Source organism: Cellulomonas sp. P5_E12 (assembly GCF_054049315.1).
Genome location: NZ_JBFUMP010000033.1, coordinates 1 through 25,707, shown reverse-complemented (window position 1 = coordinate 25,707; position 25,707 = coordinate 1). Strand labels below are relative to the sequence as shown.

Annotated in this window: 30 protein-coding genes and 1 pseudogene; 15 read left to right on the top strand and 16 right to left on the bottom strand. The window is 72.2% G+C overall.

Annotated features, from left to right (window positions below; all coding sequences use genetic code 11):
• The 3 genes and pseudogenes from ACXJKA_RS18745 to ACXJKA_RS18735 all read left to right on the top strand — a co-directional run.
• Positions 1-298, top strand: a pseudogene (locus tag ACXJKA_RS18745) (hypothetical protein); the annotation flags it as partial.
• 71 nt (positions 299-369) lie between these two features.
• Positions 370-2,040: a CTP synthase gene (locus ACXJKA_RS18740; protein ID WP_456826708.1), complete on the top strand. Its 1,671-nt coding sequence runs from the start codon at positions 370-372 to the stop codon at positions 2,038-2,040.
• On the top strand, positions 2,040-2,654 hold the full coding sequence (locus ACXJKA_RS18735) for an NUDIX domain-containing protein (RefSeq protein ID WP_456826707.1): 615 nt from the start codon (positions 2,040-2,042) through the stop codon (positions 2,652-2,654). The genes ACXJKA_RS18740 and ACXJKA_RS18735 overlap by 1 nt, the downstream gene beginning before the upstream one ends.
• A 43-nt stretch (positions 2,655-2,697) precedes the next feature.
• Here the strand turns inward: ACXJKA_RS18735 and ACXJKA_RS18730 are convergent, their stop codons facing one another.
• The 6 genes from ACXJKA_RS18730 to ACXJKA_RS18705 all read right to left on the bottom strand — a co-directional run bounded on the left by ACXJKA_RS18730 (position 2,698) and on the right by ACXJKA_RS18705 (position 7,900).
• Positions 2,698-3,510 carry an ABC transporter permease gene (locus tag ACXJKA_RS18730; protein WP_456826706.1) on the bottom strand — a complete coding sequence of 271 codons (813 nt, stop codon included), beginning with the start codon at positions 3,508-3,510 and terminating at the stop codon, positions 2,698-2,700.
• Entirely contained in the window at positions 3,510-4,571 is a 1,062-nt protein-coding gene (locus ACXJKA_RS18725) for an ATP-binding cassette domain-containing protein (protein ID WP_456826705.1), read from the bottom strand. The genes ACXJKA_RS18730 and ACXJKA_RS18725 overlap by 1 nt, the downstream gene beginning before the upstream one ends.
• Before the next feature lie 68 nt (positions 4,572-4,639).
• The gene (locus ACXJKA_RS18720; protein WP_456826704.1) at positions 4,640-5,599 is read right to left on the bottom strand and encodes a COX15/CtaA family protein; all 960 of its coding nucleotides are present in this window, start codon (positions 5,597-5,599) and stop codon (positions 4,640-4,642) included.
• 57 nt (positions 5,600-5,656) lie between these two features.
• Positions 5,657-6,196: a hypothetical protein gene (locus ACXJKA_RS18715; protein WP_456826703.1), complete on the bottom strand. Its 540-nt coding sequence runs from the start codon at positions 6,194-6,196 to the stop codon at positions 5,657-5,659.
• Between the two features lie 16 nt (positions 6,197-6,212).
• The gene (locus tag ACXJKA_RS18710; RefSeq protein WP_456826702.1) at positions 6,213-6,989 is read right to left on the bottom strand and encodes an ABC transporter permease; all 777 of its coding nucleotides are present in this window, start codon (positions 6,987-6,989) and stop codon (positions 6,213-6,215) included.
• Positions 6,986-7,900 (bottom strand): ABC transporter ATP-binding protein, encoded by a 915-nt coding sequence (locus tag ACXJKA_RS18705; RefSeq protein WP_456826701.1) that lies wholly within the window; start codon positions 7,898-7,900, stop codon positions 6,986-6,988. The genes ACXJKA_RS18710 and ACXJKA_RS18705 overlap by 4 nt, the downstream gene beginning before the upstream one ends.
• A gap of 175 nt (positions 7,901-8,075) precedes the next feature.
• Between ACXJKA_RS18705 and ACXJKA_RS18700 the strand changes: the two genes are divergently transcribed.
• From ACXJKA_RS18700 to ACXJKA_RS18665, 8 genes are read left to right on the top strand one after another with little or no spacing between them, the layout of a single operon-like run.
• The gene (locus tag ACXJKA_RS18700) at positions 8,076-8,831 is read left to right on the top strand and encodes a helix-turn-helix transcriptional regulator (protein ID WP_456826700.1); all 756 of its coding nucleotides are present in this window, start codon (positions 8,076-8,078) and stop codon (positions 8,829-8,831) included.
• Entirely contained in the window at positions 8,828-10,279 is a 1,452-nt protein-coding gene (gene sufB, locus ACXJKA_RS18695) for a Fe-S cluster assembly protein SufB (protein ID WP_456826699.1), read from the top strand. Before ACXJKA_RS18700 ends, sufB begins: the two co-directional genes overlap by 4 nt.
• Positions 10,279-11,571, top strand: coding sequence for a Fe-S cluster assembly protein SufD (gene sufD, locus ACXJKA_RS18690; RefSeq protein WP_456826698.1), 1,293 nt, complete (start codon positions 10,279-10,281; stop codon positions 11,569-11,571). Before sufB ends, sufD begins: the two co-directional genes overlap by 1 nt.
• Complete coding sequence (locus ACXJKA_RS18685) at positions 11,568-11,900, top strand: non-heme iron oxygenase ferredoxin subunit (RefSeq protein ID WP_456826697.1); 333 nt, start codon at positions 11,568-11,570, stop codon at positions 11,898-11,900. The genes sufD and ACXJKA_RS18685 overlap by 4 nt, the downstream gene beginning before the upstream one ends.
• Positions 11,901-11,920: 20 nt before the next feature.
• Positions 11,921-12,685: a Fe-S cluster assembly ATPase SufC gene (gene sufC / locus ACXJKA_RS18680; protein ID WP_456826696.1), complete on the top strand. Its 765-nt coding sequence runs from the start codon at positions 11,921-11,923 to the stop codon at positions 12,683-12,685.
• 7 nt (positions 12,686-12,692) lie between these two features.
• On the top strand, positions 12,693-14,003 hold the full coding sequence (locus ACXJKA_RS18675; RefSeq protein WP_456826695.1) for a cysteine desulfurase: 1,311 nt from the start codon (positions 12,693-12,695) through the stop codon (positions 14,001-14,003).
• Positions 14,000-14,479 carry a Fe-S cluster assembly sulfur transfer protein SufU gene (gene sufU / locus ACXJKA_RS18670; protein ID WP_456826694.1) on the top strand — a complete coding sequence of 160 codons (480 nt, stop codon included), beginning with the start codon at positions 14,000-14,002 and terminating at the stop codon, positions 14,477-14,479. Before ACXJKA_RS18675 ends, sufU begins: the two co-directional genes overlap by 4 nt.
• Positions 14,476-14,805 (top strand): metal-sulfur cluster assembly factor, encoded by a 330-nt coding sequence (locus ACXJKA_RS18665; protein WP_456826693.1) that lies wholly within the window; start codon positions 14,476-14,478, stop codon positions 14,803-14,805. The genes sufU and ACXJKA_RS18665 overlap by 4 nt, the downstream gene beginning before the upstream one ends.
• Before the next feature lie 157 nt (positions 14,806-14,962).
• Here ACXJKA_RS18665 and ACXJKA_RS18660 read toward each other — a convergent pair whose 3' ends face one another.
• The 5 genes from ACXJKA_RS18660 to ACXJKA_RS18640 all read right to left on the bottom strand — a co-directional run bounded on the left by ACXJKA_RS18660 (position 14,963) and on the right by ACXJKA_RS18640 (position 18,336).
• Positions 14,963-15,361 (bottom strand): META domain-containing protein, encoded by a 399-nt coding sequence (locus ACXJKA_RS18660; protein ID WP_456826692.1) that lies wholly within the window; start codon positions 15,359-15,361, stop codon positions 14,963-14,965.
• Positions 15,362-15,433: 72 nt separating this feature from the next.
• Positions 15,434-16,306 carry a KPN_02809 family neutral zinc metallopeptidase gene (gene ypfJ / locus ACXJKA_RS18655; protein WP_456826691.1) on the bottom strand — a complete coding sequence of 291 codons (873 nt, stop codon included), beginning with the start codon at positions 16,304-16,306 and terminating at the stop codon, positions 15,434-15,436.
• Between the two features lie 50 nt (positions 16,307-16,356).
• Entirely contained in the window at positions 16,357-16,989 is a 633-nt protein-coding gene (locus tag ACXJKA_RS18650; RefSeq protein WP_456826690.1) for an energy-coupling factor transporter transmembrane component T family protein, read from the bottom strand.
• Positions 16,986-17,699: an energy-coupling factor ABC transporter ATP-binding protein gene (locus tag ACXJKA_RS18645; RefSeq protein WP_456826689.1), complete on the bottom strand. Its 714-nt coding sequence runs from the start codon at positions 17,697-17,699 to the stop codon at positions 16,986-16,988. The genes ACXJKA_RS18650 and ACXJKA_RS18645 overlap by 4 nt, the downstream gene beginning before the upstream one ends.
• 7 nt (positions 17,700-17,706) lie before the next feature.
• The gene (locus ACXJKA_RS18640; RefSeq protein ID WP_456826688.1) at positions 17,707-18,336 is read right to left on the bottom strand and encodes a biotin transporter BioY; all 630 of its coding nucleotides are present in this window, start codon (positions 18,334-18,336) and stop codon (positions 17,707-17,709) included.
• Positions 18,337-18,492: 156 nt separating this feature from the next.
• Here ACXJKA_RS18640 and ACXJKA_RS18635 point away from each other — a divergent pair, with 156 nt between their 5' ends.
• Complete coding sequence (locus tag ACXJKA_RS18635; RefSeq protein ID WP_456826687.1) at positions 18,493-20,091, top strand: ABC-F family ATP-binding cassette domain-containing protein; 1,599 nt, start codon at positions 18,493-18,495, stop codon at positions 20,089-20,091.
• A 54-nt stretch (positions 20,092-20,145) separates the two neighbouring features.
• Here the strand turns inward: ACXJKA_RS18635 and ACXJKA_RS18630 are convergent, their stop codons facing one another.
• The 4 genes from ACXJKA_RS18630 to ACXJKA_RS18615 all read right to left on the bottom strand — a co-directional run bounded on the left by ACXJKA_RS18630 (position 20,146) and on the right by ACXJKA_RS18615 (position 22,652).
• Complete coding sequence (locus tag ACXJKA_RS18630) at positions 20,146-20,997, bottom strand: S1 family peptidase (protein ID WP_456826686.1); 852 nt, start codon at positions 20,995-20,997, stop codon at positions 20,146-20,148.
• An 82-nt stretch (positions 20,998-21,079) separates the two neighbouring features.
• Entirely contained in the window at positions 21,080-22,054 is a 975-nt protein-coding gene (locus ACXJKA_RS18625) for an SURF1 family cytochrome oxidase biogenesis protein (protein WP_456826685.1), read from the bottom strand.
• Positions 22,051-22,293 (bottom strand): hypothetical protein, encoded by a 243-nt coding sequence (locus tag ACXJKA_RS18620; protein ID WP_456826684.1) that lies wholly within the window; start codon positions 22,291-22,293, stop codon positions 22,051-22,053. Before ACXJKA_RS18620 ends, ACXJKA_RS18625 begins: the two co-directional genes overlap by 4 nt.
• Positions 22,290-22,652 (bottom strand): DUF3099 domain-containing protein, encoded by a 363-nt coding sequence (locus ACXJKA_RS18615; RefSeq protein ID WP_456826683.1) that lies wholly within the window; start codon positions 22,650-22,652, stop codon positions 22,290-22,292. The genes ACXJKA_RS18620 and ACXJKA_RS18615 overlap by 4 nt, the downstream gene beginning before the upstream one ends.
• 133 nt (positions 22,653-22,785) lie before the next feature.
• Between ACXJKA_RS18615 and fabG the strand changes: the two genes are divergently transcribed.
• Genes fabG through ACXJKA_RS18600 form a run of 3 tightly spaced genes read left to right on the top strand, consistent with a single transcriptional unit; the run spans position 22,786 to position 24,913 of the window.
• Positions 22,786-23,526 carry a 3-oxoacyl-ACP reductase FabG gene (gene fabG, locus ACXJKA_RS18610; RefSeq protein WP_456826682.1) on the top strand — a complete coding sequence of 247 codons (741 nt, stop codon included), beginning with the start codon at positions 22,786-22,788 and terminating at the stop codon, positions 23,524-23,526.
• Positions 23,527-23,584: 58 nt separating this feature from the next.
• Positions 23,585-24,355, top strand: coding sequence for an enoyl-ACP reductase FabI (fabI, locus tag ACXJKA_RS18605; protein ID WP_456826681.1), 771 nt, complete (start codon positions 23,585-23,587; stop codon positions 24,353-24,355).
• A gap of 39 nt (positions 24,356-24,394) precedes the next feature.
• Positions 24,395-24,913, top strand: a complete 519-nt coding sequence (locus tag ACXJKA_RS18600; RefSeq protein WP_456826680.1) for a SixA phosphatase family protein — start codon at positions 24,395-24,397, stop codon at positions 24,911-24,913.
• Positions 24,914-24,915: 2 nt separating this feature from the next.
• Here the strand turns inward: ACXJKA_RS18600 and ACXJKA_RS18595 are convergent.
• On the bottom strand, positions 24,916-25,707 hold a 792-nt coding region (locus tag ACXJKA_RS18595), incomplete at its 5' end, for a DUF4037 domain-containing protein (RefSeq protein WP_456826679.1).

The following is a 25,707-nucleotide window of genomic DNA, read 5'->3' as shown; positions in this document are numbered from 1 at the left end:
GCCCGCCACCGCCGGCCTGGTGCGCGCCGCGGTCGTCCTCGTGGTCGGCGCGGGTCTCGGTGCCCTCGCGGGCCGCTGGGTGGTGGACGCGGTCGCGCAGGTGGCGGGACACGGCCTCCTCACGGCGATCGGTGCGGCGGCCGGCGGCGGGATCATCGCCGCCCTCGTCGTCGCGGGAGCCGTGCTCGCCGGTGACCGCGGGACGCTGCGGGACTTCCGGAGCCTCGAGGCGCAGCCGCGGCCGCTGGTCGACGTCCGGGTCACGGACCCCGCCAACCCGAATGCGCCGCTGTCCTGACCTCCGACGTGTCGGGACTCACCCCGCTCGGCACCCCGGCAACGGGCGTTCGTCAGGTAGGTTGGAATCCCGTGACAGAGCGCGCGCATCGACTCTCCGGGCGGTCGGAATCCACGACCCGGCACATCTTCGTCACCGGGGGTGTCGCCTCCTCCCTCGGCAAGGGTCTGACGGCGAGCAGCCTCGGCCGACTCCTTCGCTCCCGTGGCCTCAAGGTCACGATGCAGAAGCTCGACCCGTACCTCAACGTGGACCCGGGCACCATGAACCCGTTCCAGCACGGCGAGGTCTTCGTGACCGAGGACGGCGCCGAGACGGACCTCGACGTCGGCCACTACGAGCGGTTCCTCGACGTGAACCTGGTCGGGTCCGCCAACGTGACCACGGGCCAGGTCTACTCGCAGGTCATCGCCAAGGAGCGTCGCGGCGAGTACCTCGGTGACACCGTGCAGGTTATCCCGCACATCACCGACGAGATCAAGACCCGCATGCGGCAGCAGGCGCAGTCCGACATCGACGTCATCATCACGGAGATCGGCGGCACGGTCGGCGACATCGAGTCGCTGCCGTTCCTCGAGGCCGCCCGCCAGGTGCGGCACGACCTCGGCCGCGACAACGTCTTCTTCCTGCACGTCTCCCTGGTGCCGTACATCGGCCCGTCCGGCGAGCTGAAGACCAAGCCGACGCAGCACTCCGTCGCCGCCCTGCGCAGCATCGGCATCCAGCCCGACGCGATCGTCCTGCGTGCGGACCGTGATGTCCCCGAGGCCACGAAGCGCAAGATCGCGCTCATGTGCGACGTCGACGTCGAGGGCGTCGTCACCGCCAAGGACGCGCCGAGCATCTACGACATCCCGCGCGTGCTGCACTCCGAGGGCCTCGACGCCTACGTCGTGCAGCGGCTCGGCCTCCCGTTCCGCGACGTCGAGTGGAAGGGCTGGGACGAGCTGCTGCACCGCGTGCACCAGCCCGCCCACCGGGTCGAGGTCGCGCTCGTCGGCAAGTACATCGACCTGCCCGACGCGTACCTCTCCGTCACCGAGGCCCTGCGCGCCGGTGGCTTCCACCACGACACCAAGGTCGTCATCCGCTGGGTCACGTCCGACGACTGCCAGACGCCCGAGGGCGCCCGGCTCGCGCTCGAGGGCGTCGACGCAGTGCTCGTGCCTGGCGGCTTCGGCGTGCGCGGCATCGAGGGCAAGCTCGGCGCGCTGCGCTGGGCACGCGAGAACCTCATCCCGACGCTCGGCATCTGCCTCGGCCTGCAGTGCATGGTCATCGAGTACTCGCGCACGGTCCTCGGTCTGGACGGCGCGTCGTCGTCCGAGTTCGACGCCGACCCGTCGCACCCGGTGATCGCCACGATGGCCGAGCAGCTCGCGATCGTCGGCGGCGAGGGCGACCTGGGCGGCACCATGCGCCTGGGCGCCTACGAGGCCGTCCTGACGCCCGGGTCCGTCGTGGCCGAGGCGTACGGTGCCACGCGCGTGTCCGAGCGTCACCGCCACCGCTACGAGGTCAACAACGCCTACCGCGACAAGCTCGAGGACGCCGGCCTGGTGATCTCCGGGGTCTCGCCCGACACCTCGCTGGTCGAGTTCGTCGAGCTGCCGAAGGACGTGCACCCGTACTACGTGTCCACGCAGGCGCACCCGGAGTTCAAGTCGCGTCCGACCCGGGCGCACCCCCTGTTCGCCGGTCTCGTCGAGGCGGCTCTCGCCCAGCGCGGCGACGAGTCCTGATGGGGGAGCCGCTCGCTGACCGGTCGGCGGCGCGGCCCGTCCTGACGCACGAGGTCATCCACGCGGGGAAGATCTTCGACCTGGTCGGCGACGTGGTCGATCTCGGGGAGACGCAGGTGCTGCGCGAGTACGTCGCGCACCCCGGCGCCGTCGCCGTGATCGCCCTCGACGACGACGACCGGGTGCTGCTGCTCTCGCAGTACCGGCACCCCGTGCGCGCCGAGCTGTGGGAGCCGCCCGCCGGCCTGCGGGACGTCCCCGACGAGGAGCTCGTCGTCGCGGCGGCCCGCGAGCTGGCCGAGGAAGCCGACCTGGTCGCCGGAGCGTGGTGGCGGCTGGTCGACTTCTTCACGACCCCGGGCGGCTCGGACGAGCGGATCCGGGTGTTCCTCGCGCGCGACCTGCGGCCCGTGGCCGACGGCGACCGGCACACCCGCACCGACGAGGAGGCCTCGATGGTGCCCGTGTGGGTGCCGCTCGACGAGGCTGTCGCTGCCGCCCTCGACGGTCGTCTGCACAGCCCGACCGCGGTCACGGGCGTGCTGGCGGCCGCGGCCGCCCGCGCGAGCGGCTGGTCGTCCCTGGTGCCGGTCACCCTGCCGAGCTTCGGCTGACGCCGACGGCGCGCGACCCTCCTCGCGCGCCGTCAGCCGTCGCTCAGCGGCTCGTGGACCGCCGGTACTGCATGTTGGCGAGCGGCACGAAGACGATGATGAAGATCGCCGTCCAGATCAGCGTGTAGAGCTCCGCGTGCTGCAGGGGCCACGCGGTCGGCGGCGGGACCTCCGGCGGGATGTTGCCGAAGAGCTCGCGCGACGCCTGGGTCACCGCGGACACCGGGTTCCACTCGGCGAACGTCTGCAGCGGCGCCGGCAGCGTCTCCAGGGGCACGAAGGTGTTCGCGACGAACGTCAGCGGGAAGATCACGATGAACGTCGCGTTGTTGAACACCTCGGGGCTCGGGACCAGCATCCCGAGCCACGCCATGATCCACGAGATGGCGTAGGCGAAGACGATGAGCAGCAGGTAGCCGAGCGCCGCCTCCGCGACCGAGCTGTGGATGCCCCAGCCGACCAGGAGCCCGGTCAGCGACATCACGATGAGCACGAGCACGTTGTTGGCGACGTCGGAGATCGTCCTGCCCGTCAGCACCGCCGACGGGGCCATCGGCAGCGACCGGAACCGGTCGATGATCCCCTTCTTCAGGTCGTCCGCCAGGCCCGCGCCCGTGATGGTGGCGCCGAAGATCACGGTCTGGGCAAAGATCCCGGCCATGAGGAACTCGCGGTACGCGTCGGGGTCGGCGCCGCCGGGCACCGCGATCGCACCGCCGAACACGTAGGCGAACAGCAGGACGAACATGATGGGCKACAGCGTGGTGAAGACCAGCAGGTCCGGGACGCGCTTGATCTTGATGATGTTGCGCTTGGCGACGACGTAGGAGTCGGAGAAGACGGTCGGGGCGGCCATCAGACACCTCCCTCGGAGTACTCGTCGGCGGCCGCGTGACGGCCGGGTCTCGCGGCGTCGGCAACCGGCGGCGGGGGAGCCTCGGGCGGGGGTGGCTCTCCCGCCGTGTCCTCCCCGTCCAGCTCGGCGGACCGCCCGGTCAGGGACAGGAAGACGTCGTCCAGCGTCGGTCGGCGCAGGCCGACGTCATCGATCCCGATCCCCGCGTTGTCGAGGACCCGCAGCGCCTCCGTGAGCACCTGCGCGCCACCGCTGATCGGCATGAGCAAGGTCCGGCGGCCCTCGTCCAGGCCCGCCTTGCCGACGCCCAGCGGCTCGAGCAGGTCCCGGGCGTCCAGCAGCCGCGCCGGGTCCCGGACGGTGAGCTCGAGCCGCTCCCCGCCGACCTGCATCTTGAGCTGGTCCGCCGTGCCCTGCGCGATGATCTTCCCGTGGTCGATGACCACGATGTCGTCCGCCAGCAGGTCGGCCTCCTCGAGGTACTGCGTGGTCAGCAGGAGCGTCGTCCCGCCGGCGACGAGGTTCTGGATCACCTCCCACATCTCGGTGCGCCCGCGCGGGTCCAGGCCCGTCGTCGGCTCGTCGAGGAAGATGATCGGCGGGTCGGCGACGAGCGCACCCGCCAGGTCGAGCCGGCGGCGCATGCCGCCCGAGTAGGTCTTGGACGGGCGGTCGGCGGCGTCCTCGAGCCGGAACGCGGCCAGCAGCTCGCGTGCCCGCGCGCGCGACCGCTTCACGCCCAGGTGGTAGAGCCGCCCGATCATGTCGAGGTTCTCGAAGCCGGTGAGGTACTCGTCGACCGCTGCGTACTGGCCGGAGAGGCCGATCCGGCGCCGGACGTCCCGCGGCTTGGCGAGGACGTCGACGCCGGCCACCGTCGCGGACCCGCTGTCGGGCTTCAGGAGCGTGGTGAGGATGCGGACGATCGTGGTCTTGCCGGCGCCGTTGGGGCCGAGCAGCCCGAGCACCGAACCGGACGGCACGGTGAGATCGACCCCGTCGAGGGCCGTGACGCTCTTGTAGTGCTTGACGAGTCCCTGCGCAGTGATCGCGTCAGCCATGGGTCGAGGCTAGGAGAGACCACCGACATCGGGACAGGGCAAACCCGTGCAGGCTGGGTCAGATGGGGTCAGCCGGCGGTCGGCACCCGGTCGTTCGCGGGGACCGTCGCGCGCGTGCGCAGGCTGCCGACGAAGAACGTCACGGTCGACGCGAGCAGCGCGGCGCCGAGCATGTGGAGGTTGACCAGCCCGATCGGCAGGCCGGTGAACAGCTGGACGTAGCCGATGAGGCCCTGGCCCAGCGTGACCCCGAGCAGGACCAGCGCCGTGGTCCAGGGGCGCCCGGACACGCCCCGGCGGCGCAGCAGCACCAGCACGGCGACGAGGACGGCGACGAAGGCCCACACGGACGCGGCATGCAGCTTCGCCATCAGCCACGGGTCGACGCCGAACCGGTAGCCCACCTCGTCGTCGCCGGAGTGCGGCCCGGCTCCGGTCACCACGACCCCGAGGGCGAGCACGACGGCCGTCAGCGCCACGAGCACGCGGACGAGGGAGCGGGTGGTGCGGTCGACCAGGGGGACGGCCGGCGCGTCGCCCTCGCGCGTCCGTACGACGAGCCAGGTCGAGAACGCGACCAGGGCCATCGAGATGAGCAGGTGGCTGCCGACGATCGCGGGGTTCAGGTCGACCAGCACCGTGATGCCGCCGATGACGGCCTGGAGGAGGACGCCGACGACGGGCACGATGCCGAGCCGGCGGTACGACCACGGGCGGCGACGGTCGCCCGTCACCAGCAGGGCCACCGCCAGGGCGATGACGACCAGCACGAAGCTGACGGTCCGGTTGCCGAACTCGATGAAGGGGTGCAGCGACGTCGCCTCGTGGAGCTGCGGCGTGAACTGCCCGGGCTCGCACTGGGGCCACGTCGAGCAGCCCAGGCCCGAGCCGGTGAGCCGCACGGCGCCACCGGTGACGATGATCGCGATCTGCCCGACGAGGTTGGCGACGACGGCCGTCCAGGTCCACCGGTCGCGGATCCGGTCGAGGGTCGACGAGGGGGCGTCGAGGGCAGGCGTCGAGCTCACGTCGACCAGCCTACGGTCCGGTCCCGGTGCTCCCGACCGCCCGGCGGGCGAGGCTCGTCACAGCGGGATGTCGAGCGCCCCGCCGGCGGCGAGCAGCGTCAGGACGAGGCCGACGACGACGGCGAAGGCGCTGGGCACGAACACGTGGGGGAGCCAGGCGGTGTGCCGGCGCATCCGACGGATCTCCTCGCTCGTCATCTCGCGCGGCGGCTCGGCGAGGGCGGCGGCCGGGTCGGGCCGACCCGCGGCGGTCCACGCAGCGTCGATCCGGGGTGCCGAGACGGGCACCCCGCCCAGCTGCAGCTCCGTCCACGACGCCGACCACGCCTCGATCTGCCGCATCCGGGGGTAGTAGCGGACCTGGTGCCGCTTGGTCATCGCCTCGATCAGCCAGAACGCAGCACCCGTGGCGGCGGCCAGGGCGAACAGTGCGTAGTGCTCCTGCTGGAAGCCGAGGCCGAGGCCGGCGAGGCTCAGCGTGACCGACCAGCTCTTCACGGTCAGGAGCCGGCCGTCGAACTCGGAGACGGTCCGCACGAGCGCGGCGTACTCGGCGGCGAGGGCCGTCTGGAAGGTGCCGTCCTGCGCGGGCTCCATCGGCCCACGGTAGCGGTCAGTGCCAGCGGAACAGGCGGCTCGCGCCCCAGCCCAGGGCGGCGGCCCAGGCGACGAGCACCACGACGGACCAGGCCGGCAGCACGCCGTGCATGAGGGTCTCCCGCATGGCCTCGCCGAGCGCTCCCGACGGCAGCAGCAGCGCGACGTGCGCCATCGGCCCCGGCAGCTGGCTCGCCGGGATGATGACCCCGCCCGCGACGGCGAGGACGAGCAGGAGCAGGTTGGCGACGGCCAGCACGGCCTCGGCACGCAGGGTCCCGGCGACGAGCAGGGCGAGCGCGGTGAAGGCGGCGGTGCCGAGGACGATCGCCACGACGGCCAGGAGCAGCCCGGCGGGGTCCGGGTGCCAGCCGAGCAGCAGCGCGGTCGCACCGATGATCACGACCTGCACGATCTCGACCACCAGCACGCCCAGCACCTTGCCGGCGAGCAGCCCGCTACGGCCGAGCGGGGTCGTCGCGAGGAGCCGGAGCACGCCGTTGCGGCGGTCGAACGACGAGGCGATCGCCTGCGAGGTGAAGGACGTCGTCATCACGGCGAGGGCGAGGACGCCCGGGGTCAGGAAGTCGATCCGGCTCGCGCCGCCGGTGTCGAGGTCGATCGCGGTCGCGCGTGTCAGCCCGACGAGCACGAGCACCGGGACGATGACCGTGACGAGCAGCTGCTCGCCGTTGCGCAGGATGGCGCGCGCCTCGAACGAGGTCTGCGCGACGACGCGCTGCAGTGTGGGTGCCGGCAGGCGCGGAGGGTGCTGTGCGGCGGCGGCGCTCATCGCAGGTTCCGTCCGGTGAGGTCGAGGAAGACGTCCTCGAGCGTGCGACGGCCGACGGACAGCTGCGTGACGAGGACGTCCTGCTGCGCGAGCCAGCCGGTGAGGGAGGCGACGGTCCGCGGGTCGACGGCGCCGGTCACCGTGTAGGAGCCGGCGCGGGGCTCGGTGACGACGAAGCCGGGGCCCAGCGCGGTGCCGAGGTCCAGCCCGCCGGTGGCCTCGAGTCGCAGCGACTGGTCGTCGGTCGACGCGACGAGCGACGGCACGGAGCCCTGTGCGATCACGCGGCCGTGGTCGACGACGACGACCTGGTCGGCGAGGTCCTCGGCCTCGTCCATGAGGTGCGTCGTGAGCAGCACCGCGACGCCCTCGTCGCGAAGCTCGCGCACGAGGTCCCACACGGCGTGCCGCGACTGCGGGTCCATCCCCGCGCTCGGCTCGTCGAGGAACACCACCTCCGGCCGGCCGACGATCGCGGCGGCGAGGGCGAGGCGCTGCCGCTGGCCACCGGAGAGGCGGCGGACGGTGGTGCGCGCGAACGACCCGAGGCCGAGCCGCTCGGTCAGCTCGCCGAGGTCACGCGGCTCTGCGTACATCTTGGCGACGTGGGCCAGCATCTCGTGCGCGCGGACGCCGGTGGGCAGGCCGCCGTCCTGCAGCATGACGCCGACCCGCGGCCGCAGGTCGCGTGCCTGCGTGAGCGGGTCCCGACCCAGCACCCGGACGGTGCCGTCGTCGGGCTCCCGCAGGCCCTCGCAGCACTCGACCGTCGTGGTCTTTCCCGCGCCGTTGGGGCCGAGCACCGCGGTCACCTGGCCGTGGTGCGCGACGAGGTCAATCCCGTCGACGACGGCGCGTCCGCCGTAGCGCTTGACGAGCCCGGAGATCTCGAGCGCGGGGGTGTCGGGCACGAGAGGGAAGTCTAGGGCGCCCGCCGCGCGCCGCCGGCGCGCGCGGGTGTGAGGGACGCGACCCTCAGCGAAGGGTCTCCTTGCTTGCAGGGATCGATATTGGCAACAAGGATGTTGTCAATATCGCGGGGTGTCGTCTGCCCCCGCATCCTGACGAGACCGACGGAGGTGTGGCATGAGCGCGACGCTGCCCTCGGTCGACCACGTCGTGGCCGACAGTCCCGAGTCCGACGCCGGCACGCGCCAGCGTGTGCTCCAGATCGTCGCGAGCGCCGGACCCGTGTCCGCCGCCGAGCTCGCGGCCCAGCTCGACCTCGCGCCCGCCGGAATCCGTCGGCACCTGGGGGTCCTCGAGGCCACCGACCAGATCGCCGTGCACGACGGCGCGCGCGGCCCGCAGGGGCGCGGCAGGCCCGCACGCCGCTACGTGGTCACCAGCCGCGGCCAGGCCGCCCTGTCGCACCGCTACTCCGAGATCGCGGCGCAGGCGCTGCGCTTCCTTGCCGAGACCGCCGGTCCCGAGGCGGTCGAGGGCTTCGCCGAGCGGCGGGTCCGCGACCTGGAGGAGCGGCACGCCGCCGCGGTCCTCGCGGCCGGCGACGACGTCGCCGCCCGCGTCCGGGTGCTCGCCGACGGCCTGGCCGCCGACGGGTACGCCGCGTCCGCCCGCCCTGCCCCCGGCGGTGCCGCCATGCAGCTGTGCCAGGGGCACTGCCCCGTGCAGGACGTCGCCCACGAGTTCCCCCAGCTCTGCGAGGCCGAGGCGCGGGCGTTCTCCCGCCTGCTCGGCGTGCACGTGCAGCGCCTCTCGACGCTGGCCGGAGGCGGCCACGTCTGCACCACGAACATTCCTCTGACCAGCCTGACGCTCGCCCCCCACACGAACGCCCCTGCCCACCCCGTGCCCTCCGTGGAAGGACATTCAGCATGAGTGCACAGACCGACAGCACTGCGGCGGCCAACGCCCCGCAGATGACCCAGGACGAGGCCATCGCCTCCATCGGGAACTACAACTACGGCTGGCACGACGCCGACACGGCCGGGTCCGTCGCGACCCGTGGTCTGTCGGAGGCCAAGGTCCGGGAGATCTCCGCGCTCAAGAACGAGCCCGAGTGGATGCTCAAGACGCGCCTGAAGTCGCTGCGCCTGTTCGACAAGAAGCCCATGCCCTGGTGGGGCTCGGACCTGTCGGGCATCGACTTCGACAACATCAAGTACTTCGTGCGCTCCACGGAGAAGCAGGCCACCAGCTGGGAGGACCTGCCCGACGACATCAAGAGCACGTACGACCGCCTGGGCATCCCGGAGGCCGAGAAGCAGCGCCTCGTCGCCGGCGTCGCCGCGCAGTACGAGTCCGAGGTCGTCTACCACCAGATCCAGGAGTCGCTCGAGGAGCAGGGCGTCATCTTCCTCGACACCGACACCGCGCTGCGCGAGCACCCGGAGATCTTCGAGCAGTACTTCGGCTCGGTCATCCCGCCCGGGGACAAYAAGTTCGCCTCGCTCAACACCGCCGTGTGGTCGGGCGGCTCGTTCGTCTACGTGCCGCCGGGCGTGCACGTCGAGATCCCGCTGCAGGCCTACTTCCGGATCAACACCGAGAACATGGGCCAGTTCGAGCGGACGCTGATCATCGCCGACGAGGGCTCGTACGTGCACTACGTCGAGGGCTGCACGGCGCCGGTGTACTCGAGCGACTCGCTGCACTCCGCGGTCGTCGAGATCATCGTCAAGAAGAACGCGCGCGTCCGGTACACGACCATCCAGAACTGGTCGAACAACGTGTACAACCTCGTCACCAAGCGGGCGACCGCGGCCGAGGGCGCGACCATGGAGTGGGTCGACGGCAACATCGGCTCCAAGGTCACCATGAAGTACCCGGCCATCTACCTGCTCGGCGAGCACGCGCGCGGCGAGACGCTGTCGATCGCGTTCGCCGGCGCGGGCCAGCACCAGGACGCGGGCGCCAAGATGGTGCACGCCGCGCCCCACACGTCCAGCTCGATCGTCTCCAAGTCGGTCGCGCGCGGCGGTGGCCGCACGTCCTACCGCGGGCTGGTCCAGGTGCTCGAGGGCGCCCACCACTCCGCGTCGAACGTGCTCTGCGACGCCCTGCTGGTCGACCAGATCTCCCGCTCCGACACCTATCCGTACGTCGACGTCCGCGAGGACGACGTGTCGATGGGCCACGAGGCGACCGTGTCGCGCGTGAGCGAGGACCAGCTGTTCTACCTGATGTCCCGAGGCATGCCCGAGACCGAGGCCATGGCCATGATCGTGCGCGGGTTCGTCGAGCCCATCGCCCGTGAGCTGCCCATGGAGTACGCCCTCGAGCTGAACCGCCTCATCGAGCTGCAGATGGAAGGGGCCGTCGGCTGATGACGACCACCACAGACTCCCTGTCGACCGACCACTCGCGCGCGGTCGCCGACGGGAGCCACACCCACGGTGTCGGGCCGGCGCCCGAGGCGTCCCGCGCCTCGCGGCCCACATCGTTCGACGTCGCCGACTTCCCGGTGCCCAACGGCCGCGAGGAGGAGTGGCGGTTCGCTCCCGTCGCCCGGCTCGCCCCGCTGTTCGCCGCGGCGACCGACGGCGTGCTGGACGGCCACGGCGTGCTCACGACCGTCGTCGAGGCACCCGAGGTCACCGTCGAGATCGTCGAGCGCGACGACGCCAGGCTCGGGAAGGCCGGCAAGCCCGGCGACCGCGCCGCCGCCGTGGCCTGGGCGTCGTTCCCGCGGGCGACCATCGTCACGATCCCGCAGGAGKCCGTCGCCTCCGAGGTGACGTCGATCCGCATCGAGGGCGTCGAGGGCGCCGGCACGCACGAGGCCGCGCTCGAGCCCAGCGCCACGCACCTGCTGGTGCACGCGAAGCCGATGTCGCAGGCCGTCGTCGTCATCGACCACGTCGGTCACGCCGCGCTCACGGAGACCGTCGAGATCGTCGCCGACGAGGGCGCCCACCTCACGGTCGTCACCGTGCACGACTGGGCCGAGGGCTCCGTGCACGCGTCGTCGCACCGCCTCCGCATCGGCCGCGACGCCACCGTCAAGCACATCGCGGTGACGCTCGGCGGCGACGTCGTGCGGATCACGCCGGACGCCGAGTTCGTCGGCGAGGGCGCCAACGTCAAGATGCTGGGGCTGTACTTCGCGGACGCGGGCCAGCACCAGGAGCAGCGCCTCTTCGTCGACCACGCGGTGCCCAACTGCATCTCGCGCGTCGCGTACAAGGGCGCGCTGCAGGGCGAGGGCGCGCACACGGTGTGGGTCGGCGACGTCCTCATCCGTGCCGAGGCCGAGGGCACCGACACGTACGAGCTCAACCGCAACCTGGTGCTCTCCGACGGAGCGCGCGCCGACTCGGTGCCCAACCTCGAGATCGAGACCGGTCTCATCGAGGGCGCCGGCCACGCCAGCGCGACCGGCCGGTTCGACGACGAGCAGCTGTTCTACCTGCGCGCCCGCGGCATCCCGGAGCCCGACGCCCGTCGGCTCGTGGTGCGGGGCTTCTTCGCCGAGCTCATCCACGAGATCGGCGTCCCGTCGGTCGAGGAGCGGCTCATCGCGTCGATCGAGGCCGAGCTGGAGAAGTCGATGAGCGTGCTCGGCGCCACGCCGACGCTCGACGGTTCCGAGGTGGGCCTGACGACGGAGGGCGCATGACCGCGCAGCTCGCCTGCTACGACGAGGACGTGCCCGTCGAGGGCACGTTCCGCGTCGAGCTGGAGGCCGAGCACGGCACCGTCGAGGTCGCGTTGGTGCGCGACGAGGACGGCGAGCTGCACGCCATCAGCGACATCTGCTCCCACGGCGCCGTCTCGCTGTCGGACGGCGAGGTGGAGGGCTGCACGATCGAGTGCTGGCTCCACGGCTCGCGGTTCGACCTGCGGACCGGCAAGCCCACGGGCCCGCCCGCCGTCCAGCCCGTCCCTGTCTACCCCGTGACCGTCGACGGCCAGCGCGTGCTGGTCGACGTCGACGCCCCGCTCTGAAGAAGTCTGGAAGGAACAGCATGTCCACCCTGGAGATCCGCGACCTGCACGTCAGCGTCGAGACCAAGGAAGGCCCCAAGCAGATCCTGCGCGGCGTCGACCTGACSGTCGCGAGCGGCGAGACGCACGCCATCATGGGCCCGAACGGCTCCGGCAAGTCCACGCTCGCGTACTCGCTGGCCGGCCACCCGAAGTACCACGTCACCAGCGGCAGCGTGACACTCGACGGTGAGGACGTCCTCGCGCTCTCCGTCGACGCCCGCGCTCGTGCGGGCCTGTTCCTCGCGATGCAGTACCCGGTCGAGGTCCCCGGCGTCAGCGTGAGCAACTTCCTGCGCACCGCGAAGACGGCGATCGACGGTCAGGCGCCGCCGCTGCGCACGTGGGTCAAGGACGTCCGCAAGGCGATGGACGACCTGCGCATGGACCCGGCGTTCGCCGAGCGCTCCGTCAACGAGGGCTTCTCGGGCGGCGAGAAGAAGCGCCACGAGATCCTGCAGATGGAGCTCCTCAAGCCGAAGTTCGCGATCCTCGACGAGACCGACTCCGGCCTCGACGTCGACGCGCTGCGCGTGGTGTCCGAGGGGGTCAACCGCGTCAAGGAGAACCCGGACGTCGGCGTCCTGCTGATCACGCACTACACGCGGATCCTGCGCTACATCACGCCCGACTTCGTGCACGTCTTCGTCGACGGCAAGGTCGCCGAGGAGGGCGGGCCCGAGCTGGCCGACCGCCTCGAGAACGAGGGCTACGACCGCTTCCTGTCGAGCGCGACGGTTCTCTGAGCACCCCATGACCAGTCTCCTCGACGGCGCAGCCCGGACGCTCGACGCGTCCGAGCTCGCGGCCGTGCGCGCGGACTTCCCGCTGCTCGCGCGGACGCTGCGCGGCGGGCGCCCCCTGGTGTACCTCGACTCGGGGGCCACCTCGCAGAAGCCCGAGGTCGTCCTCGACGCCGAGCAGGACTTCTACGTCCAGCGCAACGCCGCCGTGCACCGCGGGGCGCACCAGCTCGCCGAGGAAGCGACCGAGGCGTTCGAGGACGCGCGGGACCGCGTGGCGTCGTTCGTCGGCGTCTCGCCGGGGTCGCTGGTCTGGACGTCCAACGCGACGGCCGGGCTCAACCTCGTCGCGTACGCGATGTCGAACGCGTCGCTCGGGCGCGGGGGAGCGGCGGCGCGGCAGTTCGCGCTCGGTCCCGGCGACGAGATCGTGGTCACCGAGGCGGAGCACCACGCGAACCTCGTGCCGTGGCAGGAGCTCGCGTTCCGCACGGGCGCGACGCTGAAGTGGCTCGGGGTCGACGACGACGGCCGGATCCGGCTGGACGACCTCGACACCGTGGTCACCGACCGCACCAAGGTGCTGGCGTTCACGCACGCGTCGAACGTGACGGGCGCGATCACGCCGGTCGCGCCGTTCGTCGCGCGGGCCCGCTCCGTGGGGGCGCTGACGGTGCTGGACGCCTGCCAGTCGGTCCCGCACCTGCCCGTGGACCTCACGGCCCTCGGCGTCGACTTCGCGGCGTTCTCGGGGCACAAGATGCTCGGTCCCACGGGCGTCGGCGCGCTGTACGGGCGGCGCGAGCTGCTCGAGGCCATGCCGCCCGTGACCACCGGCGGCTCGATGGTCGAGGTCGTCACCATGGAGTCGACGACGTACGCACCGCCGCCGCAGCGGTTCGAGGCGGGCACGCAGATGGTGTCCCAGGCCGTGGGCATGGGCGCCGCCGCGTCGTACCTGGCCGAGCTGGGCATGGACGCGGTCGCCGCGCACGAGGCGCACCTGGCCGGGCTGCTGCTCGACGCCGTCGCGTCCGTGCCGGGTGTGCGGGTCATCGGCCCGACCGACGCGCGCGACCGCCTGGCGACCGTCTCGTTCGTGGTCGACGGTGTGCACGCGCACGACGTGGGCCAGGTGCTCGACGACGCCGGCGTGGCCGTGCGGGTGGGCCACCACTGCGCGCAGCCCCTGCACCGGCGGTTCGGCGTCGCGTCGACGTCGCGCGCCAGCGCCGCGGTCTACACGACCGACGAGGAGATCGAGGTCTTCCGGGAAGCACTGACGGGGGTCCGGGCGTTCTTCGGTCTGGAGGTGTCATGAGCACGGGATCGATGGAGCAGCTGTACCAGCAGGTCATCCTCGACCACGCGAAGTTCCCGCACGGCAAGGGACTGGGCGCGGCGGGGGACCTGCACCTGCACACGGGCGAGTCCCACCAGGTGAACCCGACGTGCGGCGACGAGGTCACGCTGCAGGTCGACCTCTCGGACGACGGCGTCGTCCGGGACGTGCGCTGGGACGGGCAGGGCTGCAGCATCTCGCAGGCCTCCGTCTCGGTGCTGCACGACCTGGTGGTCGGCAACGACCTGGCCACCGTCGACCAGATCGGCGGCACGTTCCGCGCGCTCATGCAGACGCGCGGCGCGGGGCTCGACGACGAGKCCGAGGACTCCCTCGGCGACGCCACCGCCTTCACCGGCGTGGCCAAGTACCCCGCGCGGATCAAGTGCGCCCTGCTCGGCTGGGCGGCGCTGACCGACGCACTCATCAAGACCGGCGCACGGGAGAACTCATGAGCACGGACACGCCCGCACCCGTCACGGTGGCCGACGTCGAGGAGGCCATGCGCGACGTCATCGACCCCGAGCTGGGCATCAACGTGGTGGACCTCGGGCTGGTCTACGGCCTGACGATCGACCAGACCAACACGGCGGTCATCGACATGACGCTCACGTCGGCGGCCTGTCCGCTGACCGACGTCATCGAGGACCAGTCGGCGCAGGCCCTCGACGGGCTGGTCGACGGCTTCCGCATCAACTGGGTCTGGATGCCGCCGTGGGGCCCCGAGAAGATCACGCCCGACGGGCGCGAGCAGATGCGGGCCCTCGGCTTCAACATCTGAGCAAGCCACACCAAAGGCCCCGGTCGGGCGTGCTGACCGGGGCCTTTGGTGTCGCTGACCTGAAGTTTCATCTGTTCGGAAGCGTTCTGAACCGTTCCGGACACGTCGGACGCAGCTGTTTCTCTCGCGGAGCGAGCGCCTTTCCATCGTTCGGGCGTCACTCCTTGAACAGGGCGCCGATCTCCTTGTGGTCCTCGTTGTACACCGTCATCTCTTCGCCGTCGACGTTGGCCGATGTGGCTGCGGACAGCCAGGTGTTGACGTCCTCGCACGCCATCATGGTCGCGGCGAACGGACCGAACTCGACCTCGGAGCCGTCGATCTTCCAGGTGCCGTTCAGCTGGTTGCACCCGTCGCTGCCGCTGACTGTGCCGTCTTCCATGAGCTCGAGGTCGACCGGGGGCTCGGTGTCCGTCTGCGACCAGGTCCCGACGACGTCGCTGGACTCGAGAGTGGCTCCGGAAGAGTCTTCGCTACTGGAACAGGCGGCCAAGGCCGCACCGCCCAGGGCGACGAGGAGGGCGATCCTTGCCACGGCCGCGCGCGGTGTGCTCATGCGGCCGACGCTAGCAGCACGAACGCGCTGCTCACAGGGGTGAATGACCCGTTCGTTCCTTCGGGAGTGCCGTCAGAGCTGGTCGGTGGCGAACGTGTCGCAGGCCTGGAACGTGCGCTGCTGGTAGCCCGTGGTGAACCAGCGCTCGCGCTGCTCGCTCGAGCCGTGCGTCCACGAGTCGGAGTTCACGCCGCCGCCCGACTGCTTCTGGATGTTGTCGTCCCCGACCGCGGCCGCCGCGCCGAGCGCGTTCTGCAGCTGCTCCGGCGTGATCGGGTCGAGGTAGGCGACGCCGGTGTCGGGGTCGATCGTGTTGGCCGCCGTCCCCGCCCACATCCCGGCGTAGCAGTCGGCCTGGAGCTCGACGCGGACCGAGTCGGAGTCGGCACCCGTGTCCTGGCGGTCGGCCTTGTCCATGACGCCCGTGATCTGCTGGATGTGGTGGCCGTACTCGTGCGCGGTGACGTACTCCTCGGCCAGGGGGCCGTCCTCGCCGCCGAGCTGGCTGAGCTGGTCGTAGAAGCTGACGTCGAGGTAGATCGTCGCGTCGGGCGGGCAGTAGAACGGGCCGGTGGCGCTCGTCGCGTCGCCGCAGCCGGTGCTGATGGAGTCGGTGAACGCGACGGCGTCCGGCTGGCTGAACTGGCCGCCGGCCGCGGTGACGGTGGCGGCCCAGTAGGTGTCGAGCGAGTCCAGCGTCGCGCTCAGGCGGCACGTGCGGTCCGTGTTGGCCTGCTCCGCCGTGCACTCGCCGACCGTGCCCTCGGGCTGGGGTGCGCCGCCGCCGCCGGCGACCCCGGTCAGGTCCACCTGGCCGTTGGAGAACAGGTAGACGAGCAGCACGATGATGCCGACGGCGCCGCCGCCGCCCGCGGCGATCTTGCCGCCGTTGCCGCCGGTACGAACGCGTCCGCCGCCGAAGCTTCCACCCTCCTGGAACGTCACCGAGGCAACGTAGCCGCGTCGTGCCGTCGGCGCTCGTCGAGAGCGGGTGATCAATCCTCGCCGAGCCCCCGCGCGGCCAGGGCGTCGCCGGTCGCGCGGGCGTGGGCGACCATCCGCACCGCGGCGGGGACGAGGATGGCACGCGGTTCGCGGTCGAGGCCGCGGGCCCGGGCGGCGTCCCGCGTCTCCAGCGACATCCGGGCGAGCACCGGGACGGTCCGCAGGAACAGGCCGACGACCAGCGCGAACGTCTCGGGCGCGAGGCCTACGTGCCGCAGCGGGCGCGCCAGCCGCGCGAGGACGTCGAGGAGGCTGTCGGCCCGGGTGGTCGCGGTGACGACGGCGGCCATGAGCACGAGGGCCACGAGGTCGACCGCGACCTCCACGGCGGTCGCCCAACCGCGCGCCCACCACTGGTACGCGCCGACGAGCCCGGCAGTGACGAGGGCCGGGACCAGGCCGCGGGTGGTCCGGTGCCAAGGGATGCGCGCGACCAGCTGGGCAAGCAGCGCGACGCCCAGGGCGAGCACCGCGGACAGGGGACCATGGAACGCCACGATCCCGATCGCGAAGACGGTGAGGAACGCGAGCTTGAGGCCGGCCGGGGCGCGATGGATGACGGTGGTCCCCGGGTGGTAGAGCCCGAGCGGCCCGGCCCACGGCGGCCGGATCGGGCCGCTCACGACCGGATCTCCATGAGCGCCCGGTACGACGCGACGGCCGATGCCGGGTCGCCGTCGAACACCACGGCGCCGTCGTCGACCACCAGCACGCGGTCGGCCCGGAGTGCGGCGTCGAGGTCGTGCGTCACCACGATTACCTGCTGGTCGAGGTCCGCGAGCAGCCCGTCGACGACGCTGCGCCAGCGCAGGTCCAGCAGGGTCGTGGGCTCGTCGCACACCAGGACGGCGGGCTCCGTGGCCAGCACCGAGGCGAGCGCGAGGAGCTGTCGCTGACCGCCGCTCAGCGCGTGCACGGGGACCTCTGCCCGGTCGGCCAGCCCGAACCGGTCGAGCGCCGCGCGCGCGGCGACGTCCCGCCCGGCCGGGGTCAGCGACAGGCGGCGCAGGGACAGGGCGACGTCCTCGACCGGCGTCGGCATGACGAGCTGCGCGTCGGGATCGGTGAACATGAAGGCCACCCGGCGACGCACCGCTGCCCCGTCCCGCGCGGTGTCCAGGCCGTCCACGCGGACGGTCCCCGACGACGGCAGGACGAGGCCGTTGAGCAGGCGCGCGAGCGTCGACTTGCCCGAGCCGTTCGCCCCGATGATCGCGACGCGGTGCTCGGCGAGCTCCAGCGTCACCGGCCCGAGCAGCCGGACGACGCGGTCGGCGCCGCCCGCCGGGTCAGGGCTGTAGGCGGTGACGAGGACGTCGTCGAGGGCGATCACGCGAGCGTCAGCGGCGGGTGCGCAGCATGTCGGGGAACGCCTTGAAGACGGCCAGGGCGACGGCCGCGGCGGCGAGGTTCTTGAGCACGTCGCCGGGCCAGTAGACGAGGTCGATGGCGAAGGCCTCGCGGAAGCTCAGGCCCAGGCGGGCCATGAGGCCGACGATGCCGGCGGGGTGGATGGTCAGGAAGCTCGCGGCCAGGCCGGCCAGCACGAGGACCGGGTACCGCCAGCCGGAGGTGACACGCAGCGCCAGGCCGCCGAAGACGCCGGCGAGCGCCGCGGCTAACGGGAACGCGAGCAGGTAGCCCACCGACGGCTTGCTCAGCACGACGAGACCGCCGGTGCCCTCGGCGAAGATCGGGAGCCCCGCCAGGCCGAGCGCGAGGTACAGCAGCACCGCGAGGGCGCCGCGGCGCCAGCCGAGCACCAGACCGGCCAGGATGACGCCGAACGTCTGCAGCGTGATGGGCACGCCCGACGGGGTGGGGATGCCGGGCAGGATCGCGCACACGGCGATGAACGCGGCGAACGTGGCGACGAGCGCGACGTCGGTGGCCACCGAGGCGCGCGCGGCCGGAGCCGGAAGAGCAGAGGCGGATGCGGCGGCGGTCTCGTTGCCAGGTGCGCTGGTCATGGCTACCCCTCGATGGTCGTGGTGGGTGCGGCGATCCCGCGCGTGCGGGGCGCCGTCGGGACCCTGCGGCCGGTCGCCACGCTAGCCGGTCGTAGACTTGCTGGCGTTTGTGCCCGCGGCCAACGCCAGCGCGGCGAACTCGGAGGAAACCGTCAAGTGATCACTGCCCAGGCTGTCGAGCTGCGCATCGGCGCACGAGTGCTGCTCGAGGAGTCGTCGTTCCGCATCGCGGCCGGCGACCGGATCGGTCTGGTCGGTCGCAACGGCGCCGGCAAGACCACTCTCACCAAGACGCTGGCGGGGGAGACGCAGCCCACCGGCGGCCAGATCGTCCGCGGCGGCGAGGTGGGCTACCTCCCGCAGGACCCCCGCACCGGCGACCTCGAGCAGCTCGCGATGGACCGGGTGCTCTCGGCCCGCGGCCTCGACGAGGTCGTCCGTGCCATGCGCGCCACCGAGGTCGCGATGGCCAGCGAGGACGACGCCGTCCGCGAGAAGGCGATGGACCGGTACTCCCGGCTCGACTCGCGCTTCAACGCCGCCGGCGGGTACGCCGCCGAGAGCGAGGCCCACCGGATCGCGTCGAACCTGGGGCTCGACGAGCGGGTCCTCGGCCAGACCATCGGCACGCTCTCCGGGGGCCAGCGACGCCGCGTCGAGCTGGCCCGCATCCTGTTCTCGGGCGTCGAGACGTTGCTGCTCGACGAGCCGACCAACCACCTCGACGCCGACTCGATCATGTGGTTGCGCGACTACCTGAAGTCCTACTCGGGTGGCCTGATCGTCATCTCGCACGACGCCGACCTGCTGCGGGCCGTGGTGAACAAGGTGTTCCACCTGGACGCCAACCGCTCGCAGCTGGACCAGTACGCGCTCGGCTGGGACGCGTACCTGCAGCAGCGCGAGACCGACGAGAAGCGCCGCCGCCGCGAGCGGGCCAACGCCGAGAAGAAGGCGTCGGCGCTCATGGCGCAGGCCGACAAGATGCGCGCCAAGGCCACCAAGACGGTCGCCGCGCAGAACATGGCGCGCCGCGCCGAGCGCCTGCTGTCCGGGCTCGAGGACGTCCGCGCGTCGGACAAGGTCGCGCGCCTGCGGTTCCCCGAGCCGGCCGCGTGCGGCAAGACGCCACTCACGGCCTCCGGGCTGTCCAAGACGTACGGGTCCCAGGAGGTCTTCACCGACGTCGACCTGGCGATCGACCGGGGGAGCAAGGTCGTCGTGCTCGGGCTCAACGGCGCCGGCAAGACGACGCTGCTGCGCATCCTCGGCGGCGTCGAGCGGTCCGACACCGGTGAGGTCCGCCCGGGTCACGGTCTCAAGCTGGGCTACTACGCGCAGGAGCACGAGACGCTCGACATGGACCGCACCGTCGTCGAGAACCTCAAGTCGTCCGCGCCCGACCTCACCGAGACCCAGGTGCGCTCGGTGCTGGGCTCGTTCCTGTTCTCCGGCGACGACGCCGACAAGCCCGCCCGCGTGCTATCGGGCGGCGAGAAGACCCGCCTGGCGCTCGCGTCCCTCGTCGTCTCGAGCGCGAACGTCCTGCTGCTCGACGAGCCGACGAACAACCTCGACCCGGCGTCGCGCGAGGAGATCCTCGCGGCACTGCGCGGCTACGCCGGGGCCGTCGTGCTGGTGTCGCACGACGAGGGCGCCGTCGCGGCCCTCGACCCCGAGCGGGTGCTCCTGCTGCCCGACGGCGACGAGGACCTGTGGAGCCCGGCCTACCTCGACCTCATCGCGCTGGCCTGAGCCGCCACGCAGGATGACGCCCCGGCCACGTGGGCCGGGGCGTCACCCGTCCGCTCAGAGGCCGAACTCGGCCAACCAGTCCTGGACGACGGCGATGTCGACCCGCTGATAGCCGCCGAGGTACCGGCAGTTGGCGGTGTAGCCGTAGCTGGTCACGGCGACGATGTTGCCGTTGAGGAACACCGGCCCGCCCGAGTCCCCGAAGCACGTGCCACCGGTTCCGCGGGTGTCCTTCTCGTTCCCGTTGGTCTGCAGGATCTGCGGGGTGAGCTTCTGGCCCGGCATGTCGACATACCGGCGGATCAACGGATAGCTCATCGGCTGCGGCTTCTGCGGGCCGGAGTCAGGCTTGCGGACCTCGGTGCCGTACCCGACGGCCGTGAACAGCGTCTGGTTGAGCACCGGCTGCGCGTATGCGTCGAGGTAACCCACGTCGGCGATGTTCGCCGGGGCGATGCCCGTCACCGCGCGGTCGAGCACGATGACGCCGACGTCGTTCCAGTTGTCGAGGTCGGTAAAGTCGGAGTAGTCGGGGTGCGTGTACGCAGTCCCCGAGAGGTAGCCGGCGGCCTCGATCTCGGCCTGCGTGTAGCCGGCGGCCGGGTTGGCGGCGACCGGGAACCCGCTCGGCGGCTGCTCGGCGATGACGGACTTGAACGTGACCAGCGTCTTGCCGAGCGTCCCGTCCGTGCAGTGCGCAGCGGTGATCAGCACCGTCGGGGAGACGAGGGTCGCGCTGCACCGGAATCGGCCGTCAGCGCTGTAGAAGAGGATCAGTCCGACGTTCGGGTGGGTGTTCCCGTCGGGGGTCCCTCCGGTACTGGCGAGGGCGGGTGCCGCGCCGAGGGCGGTCAGCCCCAGCGCCATGGCGAGAGCGACGACGAGCTTGATGAGTCTGGGTCGCATGCGTGATTCCTCCTGGTTGGTGTGTGACCCACACCACATCACGGAGGTCGCTCCTGCGCCAGACGAACGGTGCCGGCACCGTTCAGCGGGGGTGGTCCTCGCGTCCCGCCGCCTCGGCGAGCTGGGCGTCGATGAGCGCGTCCTCGGCGTCCTCGTCGCGACCTCCGCGGCGGCGCGGGGCGTCCGGAGCGCCCGGCGTCGGCCGAGGGGTGTCGCGCGTCGGCCACAGCTCGACACCCGACGGGGAGACCTGGACCGGGGCGGGTTTCGGCGCCGGTCCCTCGGCGTCACGGAACGCGCGCTCGTCCTGCAGCTCGCGACGGGCACCCAGGCTGAACGCGATCAGGCCGCCCAGGGCGAACGTCCACCACTGGAACGCGTAGGACAGGTGCGAGCCCGGGTCGGTGCTGGGGGGCGGCAGCGCGCCGGGCACGGGGGAGACCGACGGGTCCTCCGCGGTCATCGCCCCGTAGGCGTCGTAGGTCTCGCCCTCGACACCGCCGGCGGCGAGCACCTGCTCGGCCGAGATGGCCTGGACCTGGCCGGGCGGCGCGGTGCGCGTCGACGCCGGCTCGTCCTGGCGCAGCCGCGCCGTGAGCATGACGGAGCCCTCGGGCGGCGCGGGCGCGGCGACGTCGACGCTCGCGTCCGCACCCGGGTCCACCCAGCCGCGGTCGACGACGAGCACCGTGCCGGCCTGCGTGGGCGTCGGCGCGGTGCCCGCCGAGGCGTCCTCGACGACGAACGGGACGAGCACGTGGTACGCGGGGGCGCCGTCGACGGGTCGGTTCCGCAGCAGTGCGGTCGCGTCCGGCTCGTAGTGTCCGACCACCGTCACGCGGCGCCAGATGTCGTCGTCGGTGAGCGGGGTGTCCGTCGTCGGCAGCACCGTGTCGAGGGGGACCGGGTCCGCCGACCAGTTGGTCTCCACCACGTCGATCGCCGCGTCGCGCCAGACGTGCCGGTTCCACTGCCACCGGCCGAGGAACGTGCAGGCGACCGCGACGACGACGCCGAGCAGCACCAGCCCGGTCGCGCGGCGGGCCGCGGGACTCATGGTCCGGTGGCGGGCTCGAGCTCCGCCGCGGGGACGACGTCGCGCAGGAAGCCACGCGTGTCGAGGAACTGGCTGAGGTGCTCGCGGTGGTCGTCGCACGCGAGCCAGACCTTGCGCCGGTCGGGGGTGTGCAGCTTCGGGTTGTTCCAGAGCAGACCCCAGGTCGCCTCCGCCCGGCAGCCGCGGCTGCTGCAGACCAGCTCGTCCACGGCGTCGGGGACGGGGCCGAACAGGCTCACGCGCGACCGTCCGGGTGGTCGTCCGAGGGGCCGAGCCCGCGGGGCGCGCCGGTGCCCGGACCGATCTCGCGCGACGTCATGAACGTCCCGTCGGTGTCGCGGCGCTCGCGGCCGGCGTTCGCGAACAGCACGGCCGAGTAGGGCAGGACGACGGCAGCGACGATGAGGATGAGCGACGCCCACAGCGGGATGTGGCCCCACGAGAAGACGGCACCGGCGAAGCAGACGACGCGGATGCCCATCTGCACCAGGTAGCGCTTCTGCCGGCGGGCCAGGTCATCGGCCAGCGCCTCGGGCGCAGAGGTGATGCTGTGGACCTCACCCGGGGGGACTGCCGGGTGACGGCGGTTGCTGCTCACTACCTGATCGTAGTCCGGCGGCGCTGAGACGGTGCTGAGGAGGCGTGTTGTGTGGGTCCCACAACACCGCGCGACGAACATGGGCGCGGACCCTGCCGTGACGTGCGGCGGACGTCGGCTAGCGTCGTATCTCGTGCCAGAGACTTCCGACAACACCACCACCGCCCTCGCGCCGCGCAGCGTCCTCGTCACCGGGGCCAACCGTGGCATCGGCCGGGCGATCGCCGAGCGGTTCGTGGCGAACGGCGACAAGGTCGCCACGATCTACCGCGCGGGCGAGCTGCCCCCCGGCGTCCTCGGGGTCGTCGGCGACGTCCGCGACACCGCCAGCGTCGACGCGGCGTTCGCCGAGATCGAGGCCGCGCACGGTCCGGTCGAGGTGCTCGTCGCCAACGCGGGCGTCACGCGCGACCAGCTGCTGATGCGGATGACCGACGAGGAGTTCTCCGAGGTCCTCGACGTCAACCTCACCGGTGCCTTCCGCTGCGCGCGCCGCGCGAGCAAGGGCATGATCCGACTGCGCCGCGGCCGGATCATCTTCATCTCCTCGGTGGTCGGCCTGTACGGCTCGGCGGGGCAGGTCAACTACGCGGCGTCGAAGTCCGCGCTCGTCGGGATGGCCCGCTCGATCACCCGAGAGCTCGGCGGCCGGGCGATCACCGCGAACGTCGTCGCACCGGGGTTCATCGACACCGACATGACGCGCGCCCTGCCCGAGGACAAGCAGAAGTCGTACCGCGACGCCATCCCGCTCGGCCGGTTCGCCGAGCCCGACGAGGTGGCCGGGGTCGTGGAGTTCGTGGCCTCGGCGGCGGCTGGCTACATCTCCGGCGCGGTCATCCCCGTCGACGGCGGCCTCGGCATGGGCCACTGACACACTCTTTTCACTCTGCACGGCTCTTCTGCACGGCGACACACAGAACGGAACACTCATGGGTCTGCTCGACGGCAAGAAGCTCCTCGTCACCGGTGTCCTCACGGACGGCTCGATCGCCTTCCACGTGGCGCGCCTCGCGCAGCAGGAGGGTGCCGAGGTGCTGCTCACCTCGTTCGGCCGCCAGTTCCGCCTGACGCAGGCGATCGCGCGCCGCCTGCCCAAGGAGGCGCAGGTCCTCCAGCTCGACGTCACCGACGCCGACGACCTCGCGGCGCTCGAGGGTCGCGTCCGGGAGGCGGGCTTCGACGCGCTCGACGGCGTCGTGCACTCGATCGGGTTCGCGCCGCAGTCCGTCATGGGCGGCAACTTCCTGGCCGGCGAGTGGGACGACGTCGCGACCGCGCTGCAGGTCAGCGCGTACTCGCTCAAGTCGCTCGCCGTCGCGACGCAGCCGCTGCTCAGCTCGGGCGGCGCCATCGTGGGCCTCACGTTCGACGCGCGGTACGCCTGGCCGGTCTACGACTGGATGGGCGTGGCCAAGGCGGCGTTCGAGTCGACCTCGCGCTACCTGGCCCGCGACCTCGGCCCCCACGGCATCCGCATCAACCTGGTGTCGGCCGGCCCGATCCGCACGACGGCCGCCAAGTCGATCCCCGGCTTCGAGGCGATGGAGGGCGGCTGGCCCGAGCGTGCGCCGCTCGGCTGGGACGCGTTCGACCCGGAGCCGACGGCCCGCGCGGTCGCCGCGCTGCTGTCCGACTGGTTCCCTGCGACGACGGGCGAGATCGTGCACGTCGACGGCGGCTACCACGCGATGGGTCTGTGAGCCGTCGCACGGCAGTCGCGCGGATGGGACGCTGAGCCGGTGACGTCCGACACCGGCCCCCGGCGACTGCTCCTGCTCCGCCACGCGAAGGCCGAGCACCCGGACCTCATCGCCGACATCCAGCGCCCGCTGTCTCTCGTGGGGCGCAAGCAGTCGGCGAAGGTGGGTGCGGCGCTCGCAGCGAACGACCTCGTGCCCGACCTCGTGCTCTGCTCGGCGAGCGTGCGGACGCGTCAGACGTGGGAGCTCGCCCGCGGCGCGCTCGGCGCCGATCCGGAGGTGCGGTTCCTCGAGGACCTCTACTACGCCGGGTCGAGCGCGGTGGTCGAGCTGGTCCGGGCCGTCCCCCCTGCCGTGCGCACGGTGCTCGTGGTCGGCCACGAGCCGACGATGTCGCAGGCGGCGGTCCTCCTGGCCGGCGCGGACTCCGACCCGACCACCCTCGCCCGGGTGCGGGTCGGCGTGCCCACGGCGAGCTGGTCGTTGCTCGAGGTGGACGGCTGGGACGGGCTCGACCGGGCCTCCGCGAACCTGCGCCGGCTCGCGATCCCGGAGTGACCTCAGTACAGGTCGCGTAGCGCGCGGCTGCGTCCGGGGTCCGTGGCGAGGTCGGTGCTCGCGCTGAGCAGGTCGACACCACCGACGAGCGGCCGCCGGGCGATCGCCCGCACCTCGGGGTCGGCGACGGCGCCCACGAGCAGCCGGGCGACCGAGCCGCCGTCGATCACGGCGAACAGCCGCCCGTGGAACGGGGTCGTACGTTCGGGCACGGCGACGGTGAGCTCGAGGGCGTTGTGCCGACGCACCAGCTCGACGAGGACCGCGCCGAGCCGCTCCTGGCGCTCCTGCCACCCGTCGGCCGCCAGCGCGGCAGCCATGGCGGCCCGGAGCGTCGCGGTGGCGTCGATCCGCGCCAGCGCCGTGCCGAGCCACTTGTCGTACGGCGCGTACCGGCGTTCCTGCAGCAGCGCGAGCAGCTCAGCCGTGCGGCACACGCGCGCGGTGATCATCCGGGACCCGAGGTCGTCGCCGACCATGCCCGCGCGCGGCGCGAGGTGCTCGTCCTGGCCGATCGCCGACCACGCCGCGGCCTGCTGGTAGAGCCACACGTCGTGCGGGTAGTAGCGCAGTCGCGCGCGGACGGCCTCGAGGCCGAGGTCGTCGTGGAACACCGCGCCGGCGGTCAGCGCGAGCAGCCGCTGCTGCGGGACGACGAGCCAGTCCGCGGCGGACGTCGGGTCGACGGGACCGAGCACGCGCTGGAGCAGCGTGCCGAGGGTGTGGATCTCGATCCGGTGGTCCACGGGGCCGACCGCGGCGGCGTCGCCGGGCCCGCGTGTGCCGTCCGGCGC